The sequence below is a fragment of the Ralstonia sp. OTU4908 genome, assembly GCF_038440115.1.
GTDB classification, from domain to species: domain Bacteria; phylum Pseudomonadota; class Gammaproteobacteria; order Burkholderiales; family Burkholderiaceae; genus Ralstonia; species Ralstonia pickettii.
In genome coordinates, this window is the sequence record NZ_JASATD010000001.1 from 387814 (window position 1) to 404174 (window position 16361).

The 16361-nt window shown below is 65.1% G+C and carries 16 protein-coding genes; 7 read left to right on the forward strand and 9 right to left on the reverse strand.

The window, feature by feature from the left end; translation table 11 throughout:
- Position 1: 1 nt before the first annotated feature.
- The 7 genes from AAHM38_RS01785 to fliE are packed head-to-tail and all read right to left on the reverse strand — an operon-like array spanning position 2 to position 5926.
- Complete coding sequence (locus AAHM38_RS01785; protein ID WP_116575099.1) at positions 2 to 844, reverse strand: phytanoyl-CoA dioxygenase family protein; 843 nt, start codon at positions 842 to 844, stop codon at positions 2 to 4.
- Positions 829 to 1968 (reverse strand): DegT/DnrJ/EryC1/StrS family aminotransferase, encoded by a 1140-nt coding sequence (locus AAHM38_RS01790; protein WP_103518763.1) that lies wholly within the window; start codon positions 1966 to 1968, stop codon positions 829 to 831. Before AAHM38_RS01790 ends, AAHM38_RS01785 begins: the two co-directional genes overlap by 16 nt.
- Entirely contained in the window at positions 1965 to 2558 is a 594-nt protein-coding gene (gene rfbC, locus AAHM38_RS01795; RefSeq protein WP_116575100.1) for a dTDP-4-dehydrorhamnose 3,5-epimerase, read from the reverse strand. The genes AAHM38_RS01790 and rfbC overlap by 4 nt, the downstream gene beginning before the upstream one ends.
- Positions 2555 to 3661: a CDP-glucose 4,6-dehydratase gene (gene rfbG / locus AAHM38_RS01800; RefSeq protein WP_116575101.1), complete on the reverse strand. Its 1107-nt coding sequence runs from the start codon at positions 3659 to 3661 to the stop codon at positions 2555 to 2557. Before rfbG ends, rfbC begins: the two co-directional genes overlap by 4 nt.
- Complete coding sequence (rfbF, locus tag AAHM38_RS01805; protein WP_116575102.1) at positions 3646 to 4419, reverse strand: glucose-1-phosphate cytidylyltransferase; 774 nt, start codon at positions 4417 to 4419, stop codon at positions 3646 to 3648. Before rfbF ends, rfbG begins: the two co-directional genes overlap by 16 nt.
- Before the next feature lie 10 nt (positions 4420 to 4429).
- On the reverse strand, positions 4430 to 5548 hold the full coding sequence (locus AAHM38_RS01810) for a glycosyltransferase family 2 protein (protein ID WP_116575103.1): 1119 nt from the start codon (positions 5546 to 5548) through the stop codon (positions 4430 to 4432).
- Positions 5549 to 5584: 36 nt separating this feature from the next.
- Positions 5585 to 5926 carry a flagellar hook-basal body complex protein FliE gene (gene fliE, locus AAHM38_RS01815; RefSeq protein WP_116575104.1) on the reverse strand — a complete coding sequence of 114 codons (342 nt, stop codon included), beginning with the start codon at positions 5924 to 5926 and terminating at the stop codon, positions 5585 to 5587.
- A gap of 281 nt (positions 5927 to 6207) precedes the next feature.
- On the opposite strand from fliE, the gene fliF reads away from it, so the two are divergent.
- The 6 genes from fliF to AAHM38_RS01845 all read left to right on the forward strand — a co-directional run bounded on the left by fliF (position 6208) and on the right by AAHM38_RS01845 (position 13444).
- Entirely contained in the window at positions 6208 to 8040 is a 1833-nt protein-coding gene (fliF, locus tag AAHM38_RS01820) for a flagellar basal-body MS-ring/collar protein FliF (RefSeq protein ID WP_116575105.1), read from the forward strand.
- Positions 8037 to 9029: a flagellar motor switch protein FliG gene (fliG, locus tag AAHM38_RS01825; protein WP_004631464.1), complete on the forward strand. Its 993-nt coding sequence runs from the start codon at positions 8037 to 8039 to the stop codon at positions 9027 to 9029. The genes fliF and fliG overlap by 4 nt, the downstream gene beginning before the upstream one ends.
- 35 nt (positions 9030 to 9064) lie before the next feature.
- Positions 9065 to 9808, forward strand: a complete 744-nt coding sequence (gene fliH / locus AAHM38_RS01830; RefSeq protein WP_103518769.1) for a flagellar assembly protein FliH — start codon at positions 9065 to 9067, stop codon at positions 9806 to 9808.
- Entirely contained in the window at positions 9798 to 11258 is a 1461-nt protein-coding gene (fliI, locus tag AAHM38_RS01835; protein ID WP_116575106.1) for a flagellar protein export ATPase FliI, read from the forward strand. The genes fliH and fliI overlap by 11 nt, the downstream gene beginning before the upstream one ends.
- 108 nt (positions 11259 to 11366) lie before the next feature.
- Positions 11367 to 11831 carry a flagellar export protein FliJ gene (gene fliJ, locus AAHM38_RS01840; protein ID WP_065855816.1) on the forward strand — a complete coding sequence of 155 codons (465 nt, stop codon included), beginning with the start codon at positions 11367 to 11369 and terminating at the stop codon, positions 11829 to 11831.
- Between the two features lie 38 nt (positions 11832 to 11869).
- Entirely contained in the window at positions 11870 to 13444 is a 1575-nt protein-coding gene (locus AAHM38_RS01845; RefSeq protein ID WP_116575142.1) for a flagellar hook-length control protein FliK, read from the forward strand.
- 374 nt (positions 13445 to 13818) lie between these two features.
- On the opposite strand, the gene AAHM38_RS01850 is transcribed toward AAHM38_RS01845, so the two are convergent.
- Entirely contained in the window at positions 13819 to 14796 is a 978-nt protein-coding gene (locus tag AAHM38_RS01850; RefSeq protein WP_009239973.1) for a DedA family protein/thiosulfate sulfurtransferase GlpE, read from the reverse strand.
- A gap of 168 nt (positions 14797 to 14964) precedes the next feature.
- On the opposite strand from AAHM38_RS01850, the gene AAHM38_RS01855 reads away from it, so the two are divergent.
- Positions 14965 to 15501, forward strand: coding sequence for a GNAT family N-acetyltransferase (locus AAHM38_RS01855; protein WP_009239972.1), 537 nt, complete (start codon positions 14965 to 14967; stop codon positions 15499 to 15501).
- Positions 15502 to 15599: 98 nt separating this feature from the next.
- On the opposite strand, the gene AAHM38_RS01860 is transcribed toward AAHM38_RS01855, so the two are convergent.
- Positions 15600 to 15767, reverse strand: coding sequence for a DUF6726 family protein (locus AAHM38_RS01860; RefSeq protein ID WP_009277085.1), 168 nt, complete (start codon positions 15765 to 15767; stop codon positions 15600 to 15602).
- Between the last annotated feature and the right edge of the window lie 594 nt (positions 15768 to 16361).

A 16361-nucleotide genomic window follows, 5' to 3' on the forward strand; every position in this document is an offset into this window, starting at 1 on the left:
GTCAGGCTTCCACGGAGAGTTCGGGGTGGACGGTACGGAAATCGACGCCGTTGGCGTACGAGCCCTTCCAGCCGTGCGAGCGCCCGGTCGGCTCGCAGAAATTGAAGTAGCGGAACTGCATCGACCAGCGCGAACGCTGGCTTGTGTTGTGTCCCGAGGCGTGCAGCACCAGGAAGTCAACCATCACCAGATCGCCGGGCTTGGTCAGCGGTTGCACGTGCGGATAGCGCGCGAGGTAGCTCGCCTCGTCCTTGATCAGCAATGCGTAGGCGCCTTGCTTGCCCGCGTTGTCCGGGTCGGCGCTGAAGACGGGCAGCGGGCCTTCGACGTGCGAGCCGGGGCAGAACTCCACCGGCCCGATCTCGGGCGTGATTTCGACGAGCGGGCTCCAGAACACCACGCCGTCCAGGCTGCGCAACTGGGCCGGATATTCCTGATGCCAGTTGGCGCGAAATTTCTCTTCGCGCGGGTTGTCGATGCGGATGCCGGAGCCGGCGTGCGCAATGCCCGGCAGGGCACCAGGGCGCACGCTGCGAACGAGCTGCTCATGGCGCTCGTCGCCCAGCAGCCGGACAAACGCCGGGATCTGTTTGACTGCGTCATACACCTCGGCGCCGTACTTGCGATTGGCTTTGATCAGCGCCTGATAACCGTCGTCGAACCGTTCCGGTGCAAACGGCGCACGCTCGATGTCGAGCCGGTACTTGTCGATGACCAGACCGATAATGTTGTAGATCGCACGTTGGATCGGCACCACCTGGTCCGGCGCATAAAAGTCACGCAGGATCAGCAGGCCGTCGCGCTGGAAGGTCTCGATCTGATCGGGGGTCAGGATGCCAGGCACGTCTGCTTCTCCTGATGTTCTTGCACGAGATCGAGCACCACTTGCGACACGGTGTCGATGTCTGCGCTCGACATGTCGTGATATGACGGCAGGTTGATGGCGCGCTCGGCAATTGCGTAGCTGTTGGGCGTGTTGCCTGGTGCGTCACCAAAGAGGCCCATCTGGCTCAGGGGATAGAAGAACACGCGTGCATCGATGCCGCGGCGCGAGAACGCGGCCAGCAATCCATCGCGCGTGATGCCCAGTGCCTCGTCAAACACGACGGTGGGCATCCAGTAGCTGTTGAGCGTGCCAGGTGACTCCGGGTTGAGCGCAAGGGCACCAACGTCACCCAGATGCTTCTGGTATGCCGCGAAGATCTCGCGCTTGCGTGCAACCAGCGCGTCGATGCGCTCAAGCTGCGCGCAGCCAATGGCGGCCTGCACGTTGGAAATGCGGTACTTGAAGCCGATGAAGTCAGACCAGAACTGCTTGCCGCCGGGCACGCGGCCATGGTTGTTCAGCGTCATCACGCGGTCGTACAGCGCGCGGTCGTTGGTGACGAACATGCCGCCTTCGCCCGTCGTCATGGTCTTGGTGCCATGGAACGAGAACGTGCCGAAGATGCCCTGCGAGCCGGTTGCGTGCCCGTGCCAGCGCGAGCCGACGGCTTCGGCCGCGTCTTCGATGACGGGAATGCCGTGGCGCTTGCCGATGTCCAGCAGGCGGTCCATCTCGCACAGGTTGCCGTAGAGGTGCGTGGCGATGATCGCCTTCGTGCGCGGTGTGATGGCCGCTTCCACGAGCGCCGGGTCAAGGCACCACGTATCCGGCAGGATGTCGACAAACACCGGCGTGGCGCCTACGTAGGTGATGGGCGACGCCGTGGCGATCCAGTTCGTGTCGGCCAGGATCACCTCGTCGCCGGCGCCGATGCCGAGCGCGGCCAGGCCCATGTGCATGGCACCGGTGCAGCTTGAGGTGGCAATGGCGTACTGCGTGCCGACAAACGCGGCAAACTGCTTTTCGAAGCGGTTGATGTAGGCGTAGCACTGGTCGCCCCAGCCGTTGCGTGCGGCGTCGGTGGCGTATTCGACTTCCAGCTCGGTGATCGACGGCTTCGAGTACAGAATCTTTTGGGTCATGGCTGTTCCTGCAGTTCAGGATTCAGGGCTCGCAACGCGATGCCTGCAAATGCGTCGGTCAGCGGCGGATGGTTGCGGTCCCGGTCGGAGCATTCGGTCATGTCGAGTGGCCACGCGATGGCCAGGCGGCTGTCGGTCGGGTTGAGGCCGTCTTCAGCGGCTTGCGCGTACGGCGTCGAGGTCAGATACAGCAGCTCGCAATCGTCTTCCAGCGCCTGGAAGCCGTGGGCAAAGCCGCGCGGAACCAGCAGGCTGTTGTGGCGGTCGGCGGACAACTCCACCGCATGCCATTGCAGGAACGTCGGCGAGCCTGCACGCAGGTCAACGGCCACGTCGAACACACGGCCGCGCACGCAACTCACCAGCTTGATCTCGGCATGCGGCGGGTACTGAAAATGCAGCCCACGCACGGTGCCGCGCTTGGCGGAATACGAGTGATTGATTTGCGCGATCGGGCTGTCAAAGCCGGCGGCGGCGAGTTCGTCTGCGCAGAAAAAGCGCGTGAAGTAGCCGCGATGGTCACCGATCACCTTGCGGTTGATTTCGACCACGCCGGCCAGCGGCGTCGGTTGGATGGTGAAGCGGCTCATGCGGCGCTCCTGAATGCGGCAGCAGATGCGGCGGCGGTGAAGCGGTCGATCTGCTGGTCGCACAGCGCGCGCGCATCCGCGGTTTTTTCATGCAGATGCCGATACCACGCGGCGGTCTGTTCCAGCGCGGTCTCGAACTGCCACGCCGTTTGCCAGCCTAGATGCTGGCGCGCCCGGCTGGCGTCGAGATGCAGCATGCCAGCTTCATGGCGGCCGGTGGTGGCATTGGCGTCCAGTTGCCAGATCAGCGCGGGCCAATGTTGCTGCAAGCCTTGCAAGACCTGTTCGACCGTGCGCGTGGCAGCGCTGTCCGGGCCGAAGTTCCAGGCGGTTGCGCACGAGGCGTCACCCGCCAGCAGCCGTTGCGCGAGCACCAGGTACCCATGCAGGCAATCCAGAACGTGCTGCCACGGCCGCGTGGCGTGCGGCGAGCGGATGACCAGCGGCGTACCGGCACGCATGGCACGCTCGGCATCGGGGATGAGCCTGTCTTCCGACCAATCACCGCCGCCTATCACATTGCCTGCGCGGCCCGTGGCCAGCAGCGGGCCGTTGGCGAAGAAGGCGCGCCGGTAGCTTGCGGCCACCAGTTCTGCGCAGGCCTTGGATGCGCTGTACGGATCATGGCCGCCGAGTGCATCCGTCTCGCGGTAGCCCCACGCCCATTCGCGGTTGTCGTAGCACTTGTCGGTGGTGGCGACCACGATCGCCGACAGGCCGGCGCACGCGCGCGCGGCTTCCAGCACGTTCACGGTGCCCATCACGTTGGTGGCGTAAGTGCCGACCGGGTCCTGGTACGACGCACGTACCAGTGGTTGCGCCGCGAGGTGAAACACCACGTCGGGCCGCGCCGCCGTCATCGCGGCACGCAGGCCATCCGCGTCACGGATATCGCCCAGCGTGTGGCCGGCCATGACGGATTCCACCTCGGCCAGCGTAAAGAGATTTGGGTTCGTTTCCGGCGCCAGGCTGAAGCCGGTCACATTGGCCCCAAGCTGGCGCAGCCACAGCGCCAGCCAGCTGCCCTTGAAGCCAGTGTGCCCGGTCAGGAAGACGCGCTTGCCCGCCCACGCACGCGGGTCGAGCGTCACCACTTTTTCCACGGTGCACTCCCCGATTGCCACATGGCTTCGAGACTGTTCTTGTCGCGCAGCGTGTCCATCGGCTGCCAGAAGCCCTGGTGCTCGAACGTGCTCAACTCGCCCATCTCGGCCAGGCGATTCATCGGCTCGCCTTCCCAGTGGGTGTCTTCACCCGCGATGTATTCGATGACGGCCGGGTTCAGCACAAAGAAGCCGCCGTTGATCCAGGTGCCGCCGTCGCCGGGTGGTTTCTCCGTGAAACCGGTCACACGGTTGCCATCGCGCTGGAGCATGCCGTAGCGGCCCGGCGGCTGCACGGCCGTCACCGTTGCCATCTTGCCGTGTGCGCGGTGGAAGGCGATCTTGCGGGTGATATCGACGTCGGACACACCGTCGCCGTAGGTAAAGCAGAAGGGCTCGTTCGGATCGAGATACGCGGCAACACGCTTCAGGCGCCCGCCGGTCATGGACTGCTCGCCGGTATCCACCAGCGTGATGCGCCATGGCTCGGCATGGCGCTCATGCACCGTCACTTCGTTCTTCGACATGTCGAACGTCACGTCCGACATGTGCAGGAAGTAGTTGGCGAAGTACTCCTTGATGACGTAGCCCTTGTAACCGAGGCAGATGATGAAATCGTTGATGCCGTGCGCGGCATAGATCTTCATGATGTGCCACAGGATCGGGCGGCCACCAATTTCGATCATCGGCTTGGGCCGCAGGTGCGATTCCTCACTGATGCGCGTGCCGAGGCCCCCGGCCAGGATGACTGTCTTCATGATTGCGTACTCATGCGGCGACGGCGGCGCTGCGCTCCTGCATCTGCCGCGCAATGTCGGAATATTGGTTCGACTTGATGGCCAGCGTGTCGGCCAGGGCCCGGTAGGTCAGCGCCAGGTACTTTGCGGCGGCAAAGCTGCCGCGCCCGAATACGGCGGCGTCCAGTTTGGGCTGCTCGCCAATTTCCAGGCACTTCAGGAAGGCGTTTTCTGCCATCGGCAGCCATTGCTTTTCGGCTTGTGCAGGGTCTTGCGCGGCGGCTTCGAACATCAGGTGTCCGAGCATGTAGAAGTAGTCTGGCGAGCCGGACCACTCCTCCATCCATTCACCCGCCAGCGTGATGGCCGCGTCGAGTTGCTTCGATTTGGAAAGACACGCCAGCAGGCAAATGCACAGGTCATGCCGATATGGCGCCACCTTGGGTGCCCTTGCGAGCGCGCGCTGATAGTGCGCAGCGGCCTCTGCGGGGTCTTTCTGGTTGATCTCGAAGTCTTTGCCGAGCTGGTACAGCACATACGGGTCATCCGGATGCGCGGCCAGCTCGAGTTGCAACAGCGTGTGGTTGCGCCCACGCTTGCGGTCCAGCTTGGCGTTCATGTAGCCGTCGTGACCAATCACGAGCGGCAGGCGCACCCGCTGCAGGTTGGCCGCGGTTACGACCGGCTGCTCGTGGATGCGGCCCTGATAGCGCACGCCACGCGGCAACAGACGTGCGATCCAGCTGTTGGAATGCTCCACATGGCCGGAAATGTCGTATTCGCTGCGGATGCAAACCACGCCGAGCAGCGGGCCAAAGCTGCAAGCGTTGCGTAGCTCTTCAGTGCCGCCCTCGATCCATTCGTCGGCGTCCAGCACGAGGTTCCAGTCGGCATTGGCGGCGGCCAGCGCGGCATTGCGGGCGGCGGAAAAGTCATCCACCCACGTGAAATGCTGCACCTGGGCGCCGCACGCCTTGGCGATCGCCACGGTGTCGTCGGTCGAGCCGGTGTCCAGCACGATCATGCGATCGACGTGCGGCTTGGCGCTCATCAGGCAGCGCTCGATGCAGGCGGCTTCGTCGCGGGCAATGACGACCAGCGCCAGACTGCCCTTGGCCGGCTTGGCGCGATGTTTGGCGTGCTTGGACATGCGGCGAAGAAAAAGAGGCGTAGAAAAAAAGTGATTTCAGATCGACATGCTCATGATGCTCTGGTACGCCGAGACAAACTTGTTGCGCACCTGCACCGCCGTCTGCATGTCGATGTTGGCCTTCTGCAGCGAGAGCATCACGTCATGCAGATCCACGTCGTTGTTGCCCATTTCGAAGCTGCGCGAGACGGACTCGGCCTTCTGCTGCGAGGCATCCACGCGGTCCAGCGACGACTTGAGTACCGCGCCAAAGTCGACGCTGACCTTGGCGTCGTCGCCGGAGGCCACGCCGCCCGCGCCAATGCCGCCCACCTTGGTGGAGGGCGCCAGCACGCTGTTCATCAGCGAGACCACTGAATTGGCGTTCGTAATATCCATGTGAAGTCGACTCCTCTTTGCTCGTATTACTTGCGGCGCCGCTGCTTGGCTGCCTGGGCCGGCTTTCCTGAGCGTTTTTCGCCCTGGCCGGTTGGTCGCTATGGCGCCACGGTGATGCAAAGGTAGCCGCCCGCCCGCCGTTCCCAAGCGCCCAAAAGAACGGGAAAAGGCCCTCTTCTTGGCAATTTGCTTGCGCACCCGCTGCCGATAATGGCAACCACGGAGCCTTGCCCGGACATTGGGCGAGGGCTCAAGCAACGTAGTCAGTCAGGAGATTTTGGATGCCAACGACAGCCGATTCGGTTGCTGTCGCCGACACGCTCGGTACGGTGGATATGCCGGCGGTGGGCCAGGGCGCGATGACGCGCCAGAAAGCGGGAGGAGCAGGTGCGCTGGGCGCCCTGGGCCCGCTCGGCCGTCTGTCGCCGCGTCTGCTGATGATGATCGGCGGTGCCGCGCTGGTGGCCGTCATTGCCGCCGCGATGCTGTGGAGCCGGGCGCCGGACTATCGCGTCCTGTACAGCAATGTGTCCGACAGCGACGGCGGGGCGATCATCGCTGCGCTGCAACAGATGAACGTGCCGTACCGCTTCGCCGAAGGCGGCACCGCCATCATGGTGCCCGAGGCGAGCGTGCATGAAGCCCGTCTGAAGCTGGCTTCGCAAGGGCTGCCCAAGGGCGGCCAGGCCGGCTTCGAGCTGATGGAGAACCAGAAATTCGGTACCAGCCAGTTCACCGAGCAAGTCAATTACCAGCGCGCCCTGGAAGGCGAGCTGGCCCGCACCATCCAGGCCATGCAAGAGGTGCAGTCCGCCCGCGTGCATCTGGCAATGACCAAGCCGTCGGTGTTCGTGCGGGAGCAGGCCAAGCCCAGCGCGTCGGTGCTGCTCAAGCTCTATCCGGGCCGCATGCTCGACCGCTCGCAGGTGCAGGCCATTGGCCACCTGGTGTCGAGCAGCGTGCCGAACCTGCCGCTGGCCAATGTGACGGTGGTCGACCAATCCGGCCGCCTGCTGTCGTCGTCGTTCCAGGACAACGCCTCGGGCCTCGACCCGACGCAACTGAGCTACGTGCGCGACGTCGAGCAGGGCTATATCAAGCGCATCGAAGCCATCCTCGGCCCCGTGGTGGGCGAAGACAACGTGCGTGCGCAGGTGACGGCCGACGTCGATCTGGACAACACCGAGCAGATGGCCGAGAGCTACCGTCCGAACCAGGACCCGGCCAACGCCGCCGTGCGCAGCACGCACACCGCTGAAGCCACGCAGACTAAGGCCGACGCCCAGGGTGGCGTGCCGGGCGCGCTGTCCAATCAGCCGCCGACCGCGCCGCGCATGCTGCCGACCGCACCGGCTCCGGCCTCGGCGTCGCAACCGGCTGCAACCGGCCCGAATGGCCAACCGCAACAAGTGGCGGCTGCCAACACGGGCGGCACCGCGGCCAGCGGCAATTCGTCGAGCACCCGCGACACCACCACCAACTACGAAGTCGACAAGACCGTGCGTCGTACCCGCGCCGCAGTGGGCACCGTGCGCCGCCTGTCGGTGGCCGTGGTGGTCAACTACCGCGGCGACGGCAAGACCTGGAAGCCGCTGTCGGAAGCCGAGATGGTCAAGCTCAACGCGCTGGTCAAGGACGCCGTGGGCTTTGACGCCAAGCGCGGCGACTCCGTGAACGTGGTCAACAGCCAGTTCTCGGGCACGCTGCCGATGTCCAAGGACGACCTGCCGCTGTGGAAGCAGCCGGACATGATCCAGTACGCCATCCAGGCTGCCAAGTACCTGGCGCTGGCCATCGGCTTCCTGATCCTCGTGTTTGCCGTGATCCGTCCGGCGATCCGCTCGATGGGCAAGAAGGCCGAGCCGGTCACGCCCACGTTCGTTGGCCGCGAGGGCGAAGACCCGAACGCACCGATCATCACCGGCGCCGCGGCTTCGGCCGGGCCGGAACTGGAAGGTCCGGCGGCGGGCGCCGATTCCGAAGAGCTGCCGGACGCGCTGCCGCAACTCAAGAACAACGACTTCGAGAAGAAGCTCGAGACCATGCGCCGTGTGGCGCAGAGCAACCCGCGCGCCGTCGCGGCCGTCATCAAACAATGGGTGAGTAACGAATGAGCGCCGAAGGACTCCAACGCAGCGCCATCCTCATGATGTCGCTGGGCGAAAGCGAAGCCGCCGAAGTGCTCAAGCACCTGGGCCCGCGCGAGGTGCAGAAGCTGGGCGCGACCATGGCCGCGCTGAAGAACGTCTCGCGCGAGCGTGTGCTCGACGCCTTTGACGCCTTCTTTGTCGAAGCCGAAGACCTGCCGCTGGACGTGGATTCGAACGAGTACATCCGCACCGTCTTCCGCAAGGCATTGGGCGACGACCGCGCCGCCAACATCATCGACCGCATCCTATCGGGCGGTGACACAAGCGGCATCGAAGGCCTGAAGTGGATGGATGCATCGTCGGTGGCGGAACTGATCCGCAACGAGCACCCGCAGATCATCGCCACGATCCTGGTGCACCTTGACCGCGACCAGGCTTCGGAAATCCTGACCTATTTCACCGAGCGCCTGCGCAACGACACCATCCTGCGTATCGCCACGCTTGACGGCATTCAGCCCAGCGCCCTGCGCGAGCTGAACGACGTGCTGACCAAGCTGCTGCAAGGCAACGACCACCGCAAGAAGAACGCGATGGGCGGCGTGCTCACGGCAGCGGAAATTCTCAACCTGGTGCCGAGCGCCGTGGAGAGCGCGGTCATCGAAGGCGTGCGTTCGCGCGATCCGGAACTGGCCGACGCCATCGTCGAGAAGATGTTCGTGTTCGACAACCTGATCGATCTGGACGGCCGTGCGCTGCAGACGCTGCTGCGAGAGATCAGCCAGGACGTTCTGGTGGTGGCGCTCAAGGGCGCCAAGCAGGAGTTCCGCGACAAGGTATTCGCCAACATGTCGCAGCGTGCCGGCACGATGCTCAAGGAAGAGCTGGAAGTGCTGGGGCCCGTCAAGGTGTCGGAAGTCGAAGCGCAGCAGAAGGAGATCCTGGTCGTTGCGCGCCGCCTGGCCGACGAAGGCGAGATCACCATCGGCCGCAAGGCGGAGGACGCCTATGTCTGACCGTGCCGGCCGCTTTGCTGTAACGGAGCGCTGAGATGCCGCGTCCGCCGATCATCCCGCGCGACACGCTGGTCGAATACCAGCGGTGGGAACTGATCGACTTCGAGCGCCAGGCCGAGCTTGCCGCCGCCGCGGCGGCACCGCCTCCGCCTCCGCCTCCGCCCGAACCCGAAGAGCCTCCGATTTCCGAAGAGGAATGGCAGGCCGCGCTGGACGCCGAGCTTGCCACCGCCCGTGACGAAGGTCGCCGCGATGGTTTCGCGCAAGGTTTTCAGGATGGCTTTGAACAAGGGCGCCGCCAGGGCGAAGAAGATTCCAAGCACATCGCCACGCTCATGCAGTCCGTGCGCGAGGCGATCGATCAGTTGAACGGCAGCGTTGCCGAAGAGCTGGTCGATCTGGCGCTGCAACTGACGCAGCAGTTTCTGCACGGTGCGCTGCATGCGCAGCCCGAGCGTATCCTGCCGCTGATTCGCGAAGTGCTGGGCGACGCGCCCACCGCACCGGCACCTGCCATGCTGCGCGTCCATGCCGATGACGCAGCGTTGATTCGCCAGACGCTGGGCACGGAGCTGGCCGCTGCCGGTTGGACGCTCATCGTCGATGCCGCCATCGAGCGCGGCGGCTGCCGCGTGCAGACCCGCTTTGGCGAAACCGATGCCACGCTGCAAACCCGCTGGGCCGAACTGACCCGCGCGTTGGGCCGCGATACCGCATGGCTTGCCAGCGAGCGCGCGGAAGCCGAACGCATTGCAGGAGGCGCACTCCATGTCGCCTGAGACCGTGCAGCCCGCAGCGGGGGTTGGCCACAACGCTGCCGCCAACAATCCCAACGTGCGCATGTGGCGCACCCACCTGCAGCAGACCGCGCAGCGTGCGCGTCTGGCCCGTCCGGTGGTGACGTGCGGCAAGCTCACGCGTGTGGCCGGCCTGGTCATGGAAGCCGTTGGCCTGAAGCTGCCGGTGGGCAGCGCCTGCCGCGTGGAACTGCCGCATGGGCGCCACGTGCTGGCTGAAGTGGTCGGCTTTGCCGAAGAGCGCGCCTTCCTGATGCCGCAAACGGATCTGGTGGGCGTGGTGCCAGGCGCGCGCGTGTTCCCGCTGGAGCCGCAACGCCTGCCGGTGTCGAGCGAAGACGGCGCCGACCCGACGATTTCACACAGCAAATTCCTGCCCGTGGGGCCGCGCCTGCTGGGCCGCGTGGTGGACGCCAACGGTGAACCGCTCGACGGCAAGGGGCCGCTGGGCGCGCATGAAGACCTGGCCTGGGGCACGTTGAACCCGGCACCGCTGAACCCGCTCAAGCGCAAGCCGATCGAGCATGTGCTCGACGTGGGCGTGCGCGCCATCAATGGTCTGCTGACCGTTGGCCAGGGGCAGCGTCTGGGCCTGTTCGCCGGCTCCGGCGTGGGCAAGAGCGTGCTGCTGGGCATGATGGCCCGCTACACGCAGGCCGACGTGGTGGTGGTGGGCCTGATCGGCGAGCGCGGCCGCGAAGTCAAGGAATTCATCGACGAGATTCTTGGCGACGAAGGCCTGGCGCGCTCGGCCGTGGTGGCCGCGCCGGCCGACACCTCGCCGCTGATGCGCCTGCAGGGCGCTGCTTACGCCCACACGATTGCCGAATACTTCCGCGATCGCGGTTGCAACGTGCTGCTGATTGTCGATTCGCTCACGCGTTATGCGATGGCGCAGCGCGAGATCGCCCTGGCCATCGGCGAGCCGCCGGCCACCAAGGGCTATCCGCCTTCGGCGTTTGCCAAGCTGCCGGCGCTGGTTGAGCGTGCCGGCAACGGCATGGTTGATGCCAACGGCCGCGGCGGCTCCATCACCGCGTTCTACACCGTGCTGGCCGAAGGCGATGACCAGCAGGACCCGATTGCCGATGCGGCACGCGCCATTCTTGACGGCCACTTCGTGCTCTCGCGCAAGCTGGCCGAGCAGGGCCACTACCCGGCCATCGATATCGAACAGTCGATCAGCCGCGTGATGTCGGCGATCGTGCCGCGCGAGCAGCTCGACACGGCCCGCCGCTTCAAGCAGCTCTACGCACGCTACCAGCGCAACCGCGACCTGATTGCCGTGGGCGCCTATGCACGTGGCAGCGACCCGGTGACCGACCAGGCCATCGCGCGCTACCCCGACATGGAAGCGTTCCTGCAGCAGGGCATGTTCGAAAACGAAAGCCGCGAGCACACGCTGGAGAAGATGCACGGAGTGCTGGCGTGATGTGCCCGCTTGACACCGTGAAGCCGCAAGCGTTGCGCAAGCCGGAGGCTAAAGCCGCCGGGTTTGCGTCCGATGGGTTGATGTAACGGGAAGCTGGAGGGTCCACCGATGACCACCATGAACAAGCCGTTCCGCCTCGAAACCGTGTTGGAACTGGCCCAGAAGGACACCGAAAAAGCCACGCAGGAAGTCGGCCGCCTGATGAACACGCGCGAGGCCGCCACGCAAAAGCTGGCACTGCTGTCCGACTACCGCAACAACTACCACCAGCAGATGCTGAGCAGCGCTGAAGGCGGCATGGACGTCACGCGCCTGCGCAACTACGCGGCCTTTATCGACCGCCTGGGCAATGCCGTGCACCAGCAGAAAGGCACCATCAACGCGCTGGAGCAGCAGCTTGCGATGAGCCGTGCGAACTGGCTTGAAAAGCAACGCCGCGAGCAGTCGTTCGACATCCTGCGCCAGCGCCACATTGAAGAGCAGCGCCTGGACGAAGAACGCCGTGCCCAGCGCGACAACGACGAACACGCCGCCAAGGTGATCCGCATGCGTGCGGCCCAGGGCGGCAATTGAAGACCAACGCGAACACGCAGTCGCAAGATGGAGTCAACGTGGGCTTGAGTGCCACCCCCAACGCCGCTGCCAAAGACCTGGGCGCCATGCTGTCGGCCGGCAATACTGCCGCCGCCGACAAGACGCAGGCCCCGTCGTCGGGCAACGATACCTTCGGCAACCTGTTGTCGGACCGCATGGCCCAGGACGCCGCGCGCCGTCGCGCTGATGCACAGTCGGCCGCCGACGATGCCGGCCGCCGCGCCGATATCGCGCGCAAGGACGCGACGCGCACCAGCGCCGCCAGCAACGATCAGGACGCCAAGCCGGCCGACGGCAATACGCCCGTGCCGAGCATCACCACGCCTGCCGCCAGCACCGCCGATACGGCGACTGCCAAGCAGTCGCAACCGGCCAGCGCCAAGGATCTCGATACCGCCGCGAAGCAGGCCGCGGTCGATCCGGCTGCACAACTGGCCGCGCAGATCGAGGCTGCACGCCAGGCCGCGCAGCAGGCCGCAGCCGCGCAACTGCCGGTTGCCTTACCCGCCTCCCCATCGACCTCCAACACCGATACCGAGGCGACGTCGTCGGCAGCGAGCAAATCGCCTGCCAATGGCGCCGCCGCACTGGCCGCCGCAAGTGCAGCCGCCAACGGGGCGCAGGGTTCCGCAGACCCGGCCGCGATGGCACAGGCCGGCCTGGCCGGACTGCCTGCCGCGAAGGACGCGAAGGCAAACGCCGCTAACACGCCGACGCCGCCCGCCACCGCGTTGCCCGATAGCGGCACGCTGGCCCAGGCTATGGCTCGCACACGCGCCGCTGCTGACAACACGCCGGCTGCCGTGCGCCAGCTCGGCAGCGCGTCGTCCGGGCAGGGCGTCAATGCCGATCGCGGCCTGCCGCGCCGCGATCTGAGCCCACACAACGCCCCCGCGCAACCGGCCGCCGCCGCCGTAACCGATGCCATCAGCCACGCCAGCAATGGTGGCAACACCGGCAACACCGATAACGCTGGCACGCAATCCAACGCGCAGGGCAACGGCATGCAGTTCCAGGGCGTGCTGTCGCGCGCCACTGGCGACGCGGGCATGGCCGCGCCTACCTTTGCGGTGGGCGGTGCCAACGCAGGCGCAGCGGCTGGGGCATCGATCACGCCGCAACAAGTCCACACGCTGCCCACCTTCGGCGACGCCGCATGGCCGCAGAGCATGGCCAGCCAGCTGGCTTTCATGCAAGTGCATCGCCAATCGTCGGCCGAACTGCAGTTGAACCCGGCCGAGCTGGGCGGCATGCACGTCAAGCTGGAAGTGGACAACGGCGCCGTCAACGCGAGCTTTGTCTGCCAGCACCAGGCCGTGGCCGAACTCGTGCAGGACGCCATGCCGCGCCTGCGCGACGCCATGCAGCAAGGCGGGATGCAGCTTGCGCAAACGTCAGTCAGCACGGGCGACTTCAGCCAGCAGCAGAACGCATCGCAGGGCTCGTCGGCGCAAAACCAAGGTAGCGGTTCGGGCAACGGGGGGAGTGGCAGTCGTTATGGCAGCAGCGGCTCGCAAGACCGCCCCGATACGGTGACGGCGGCACCGCGCCGTGTTTCCAGCCACGAAGGTGCGATCGATACATTTGCCTGACGATTGGGGCGGCGCCTAAAGTTCGACGCGACGCTGCCGTTAGTACGCAGGAGTGCCACGCAAAAATGGCCAGCCGCGAGGCTACAAAGGAAGGACGGGAAATCACAACGCGAGCTCGCCGCGCATAGGTTTGAAGCGGCAGCGTTGCAAATGAATAACAAGGGGGTCAAGTCCGACTGGCGAAGAAGGGATCAAACGGGGATCATTTCGCCACATCCGTCCTTGGGCGGATGCAGACGGACCGATGCGGGGTGTCCGAGCCGGGGGGCTGGCGCACCGCATGTTTGCCGTACTTACGGGAGAGCGCACCGCGAGGTGCGCTTTTTGTTTTTGTGCGCCAGCTTCGTCGTTGCGGCGCACCTGCGTGCGGAGTCTCAGGCGCCCGCTTCCGCCGTTGCGAGTGTGGCGGGCGTGACCGATATCACGTGCTCCACGCCATAGCCGCGCTGCACCCATGCATCGATACCGCCATGCAACGGACGCACGCGCTTGAAGCCGCGTCCCATCAGCGTGCGCGCCAGCATGACGGCAGACGCCTCGTTGGGACAGGCGCAGTAGATGATGATCTCTCGGTCGGGGCCGTCGATCTCAATCGCGCGTTTGCTGCTGGACATGTCATACAGCATGGCTCCCGGAATGCGTTGCGGCTGCAGCATGCGCGAGCTGTCGGCGCGTACATCGATGATGACGGGTGCCGCGCCCGATTCGATCAGCGCGTGCAGCTCATCGGGCGAGATGCGCGCCATCTCCAGCATCTTGCGAAAGCGCCAGCGCTGCAGCCAGCGCGCCGCCACATACACCGCCGCCAGCAATGCGATCAGCAGCACGGCACGCGCGCCCAGCATGTCGAGCTGGCGCAGCGCCTGGTCGATGCTGTCATGCGCTACGCGGCCCAGCAGCAGCCAGAGCGTTGCCCACGCCGCCGAGCCCACCAGGTTGTACAGCGCAAACCTGCTGAACGGCGTGCGCATGGTGCCCAGCAGCGCCGACGACACGGTCGACAAGCCCGGAATGAACTTCGCGATCAGCAGCATCGGCGCGCCCCAGCGCTCGAACTGCGTGCGCGTGCGCCGCACGCAGGAGTCGGGCGACAGCGACACGCGGCACAGCAGTGCCATGACGTGCCTGCCGTAGCGCTTGCCTGCGAAGTACCACAGGCCGTCACCCAGCAGCGCACCGGACACCGCAGCGGGCGCAAGCTCTATGAAGTAGAGCGGCCCCTGGAATGTGAGCGCGCCGGCCACCAGTAGCGTCGGCACGGCCGGCAGCGGGGCGCCGGCTTGCGTCAGCAGCACATTGAGGAACACGGCAAACGCGCCGTATTCGGCGATCAAGGGAAACAGGTCATGCATGGCAGGAAGGGCGCGGCGGGGGCAAATGCGTCTGCCAAGTTACCGCATTCCGCCGCCGCCCGATAGCCATGTCACCGGAATGCGCTCGGCGATATGCGATTCGTGTTGAATTGGCGTGACAATGAACGCTTCACACCGCTTCCAGCTCCTGCCGCCATGCCTTCTGCAATGCCCATCGACGCTTCCGGATCCGTGCGCGAATCCGGTGCGGTTGCCATTCGTCCCGCTATCGAGGCGGATCTGCCGACCATCGTCGGCATCTATGCACATCATGTGCGTACCGGCACCGCCAGCTTTGAGATCGATGCCCCCGATCTGGCCGAGATGACGCGCCGCTTTCATGCCTTGCAGGAAGCCGGCATGCCTTACGTGGTGGCCGAAGCGGGCGGTGCGCTGCTCGGTTATGCGTATGCCGGCCCGCATCGTGCGCGGCCTGCGTATCGCCATACGGTGGAAGACTCCATCTACCTCGACACCGCCGCTCAGGGGAGGGGCGTTGGGACGTTGCTGCTGGAGGCGCTCATCCGCGAATGCCAGGCGCGCGATTTCAAGCAGATGGTGGCTGTGGTAGGGGGCGGCCGCGAGAACCCGGGGTCAGCCAAGCTGCACGCCCGTTGCGGGTTTCGCGAGGTGGGCGTGCTGGAGGCGGTAGGCTACAAGTTTGGTCGCTGGCTGGATTGTCTGCTGATGCAGCGGGCCCTGTGAGGCAGCGGCACTGGTTAAGGTTCAGTGAAGAACGGTAGATGCTTTCCTGAGTGGCCCAAGCCTTCTGAGCTCAATTCACAGCGCTTTGATTACTACGCTCAATCGATGATGTCGGCGCAGGCGTCGGTGGGCGCGGCCGCCACATGCCCCACCAGCGGCACCATCTTCAGGCCCGCCGATGCCACGCGGCACGGCGCGGCCACCACGCCGCACCCGGAAAGGAGTGCAGCAACGAGCAGGGACACAGCGAGGAGAAGGCGTTTCATCGTGGGTGCGTTTGAAAGCGAATGCCGTGCAGTGTGACACAGGGTCATTCGCCAACCTCTGCGCGTGTGTATCGGGAAATGACAATCTGTGCGCGTCGCACAACCATGATGCGATGCGTCAGAACCCAACAATAAAACCCGTTCGAAAGCCGTACAACGCTGACTTTGGGTGAAAAAGTCACATTCTGCGTTTGCGCAAATTAACCCGCAAGCCTTTGTCGCAGGCCGCAAAACCACTGGTGATGCGGGTTTTCCCGTAATTTCACATATCGCAACAATAAATTGCCTGTCGCGACATTTATTGTCTGAACAGGCTCGCCTACGATGACTTCATCGAATGCGGCGCCGCAGCGAAAAAGAAGATCCCGGAAACGTCCGGGTCACCTGCCCGACGCGCTGCGCCCTTCTGGAGAAGACATCATGAAAGCCCAACGTACTCTGATTGCCGCCCTGATCGCCCTGGCAAGTGTGCCGGCCCTGGCGGCAGCCAAGTTTGACGTGTACACGCAAGGTGCTGCGCAAGTCAGCCAACGCTTCGACGTGTACTCGGATGGTGCCAAGGTTGGTGACAAGTTCGATCCGTACACCCAGGGT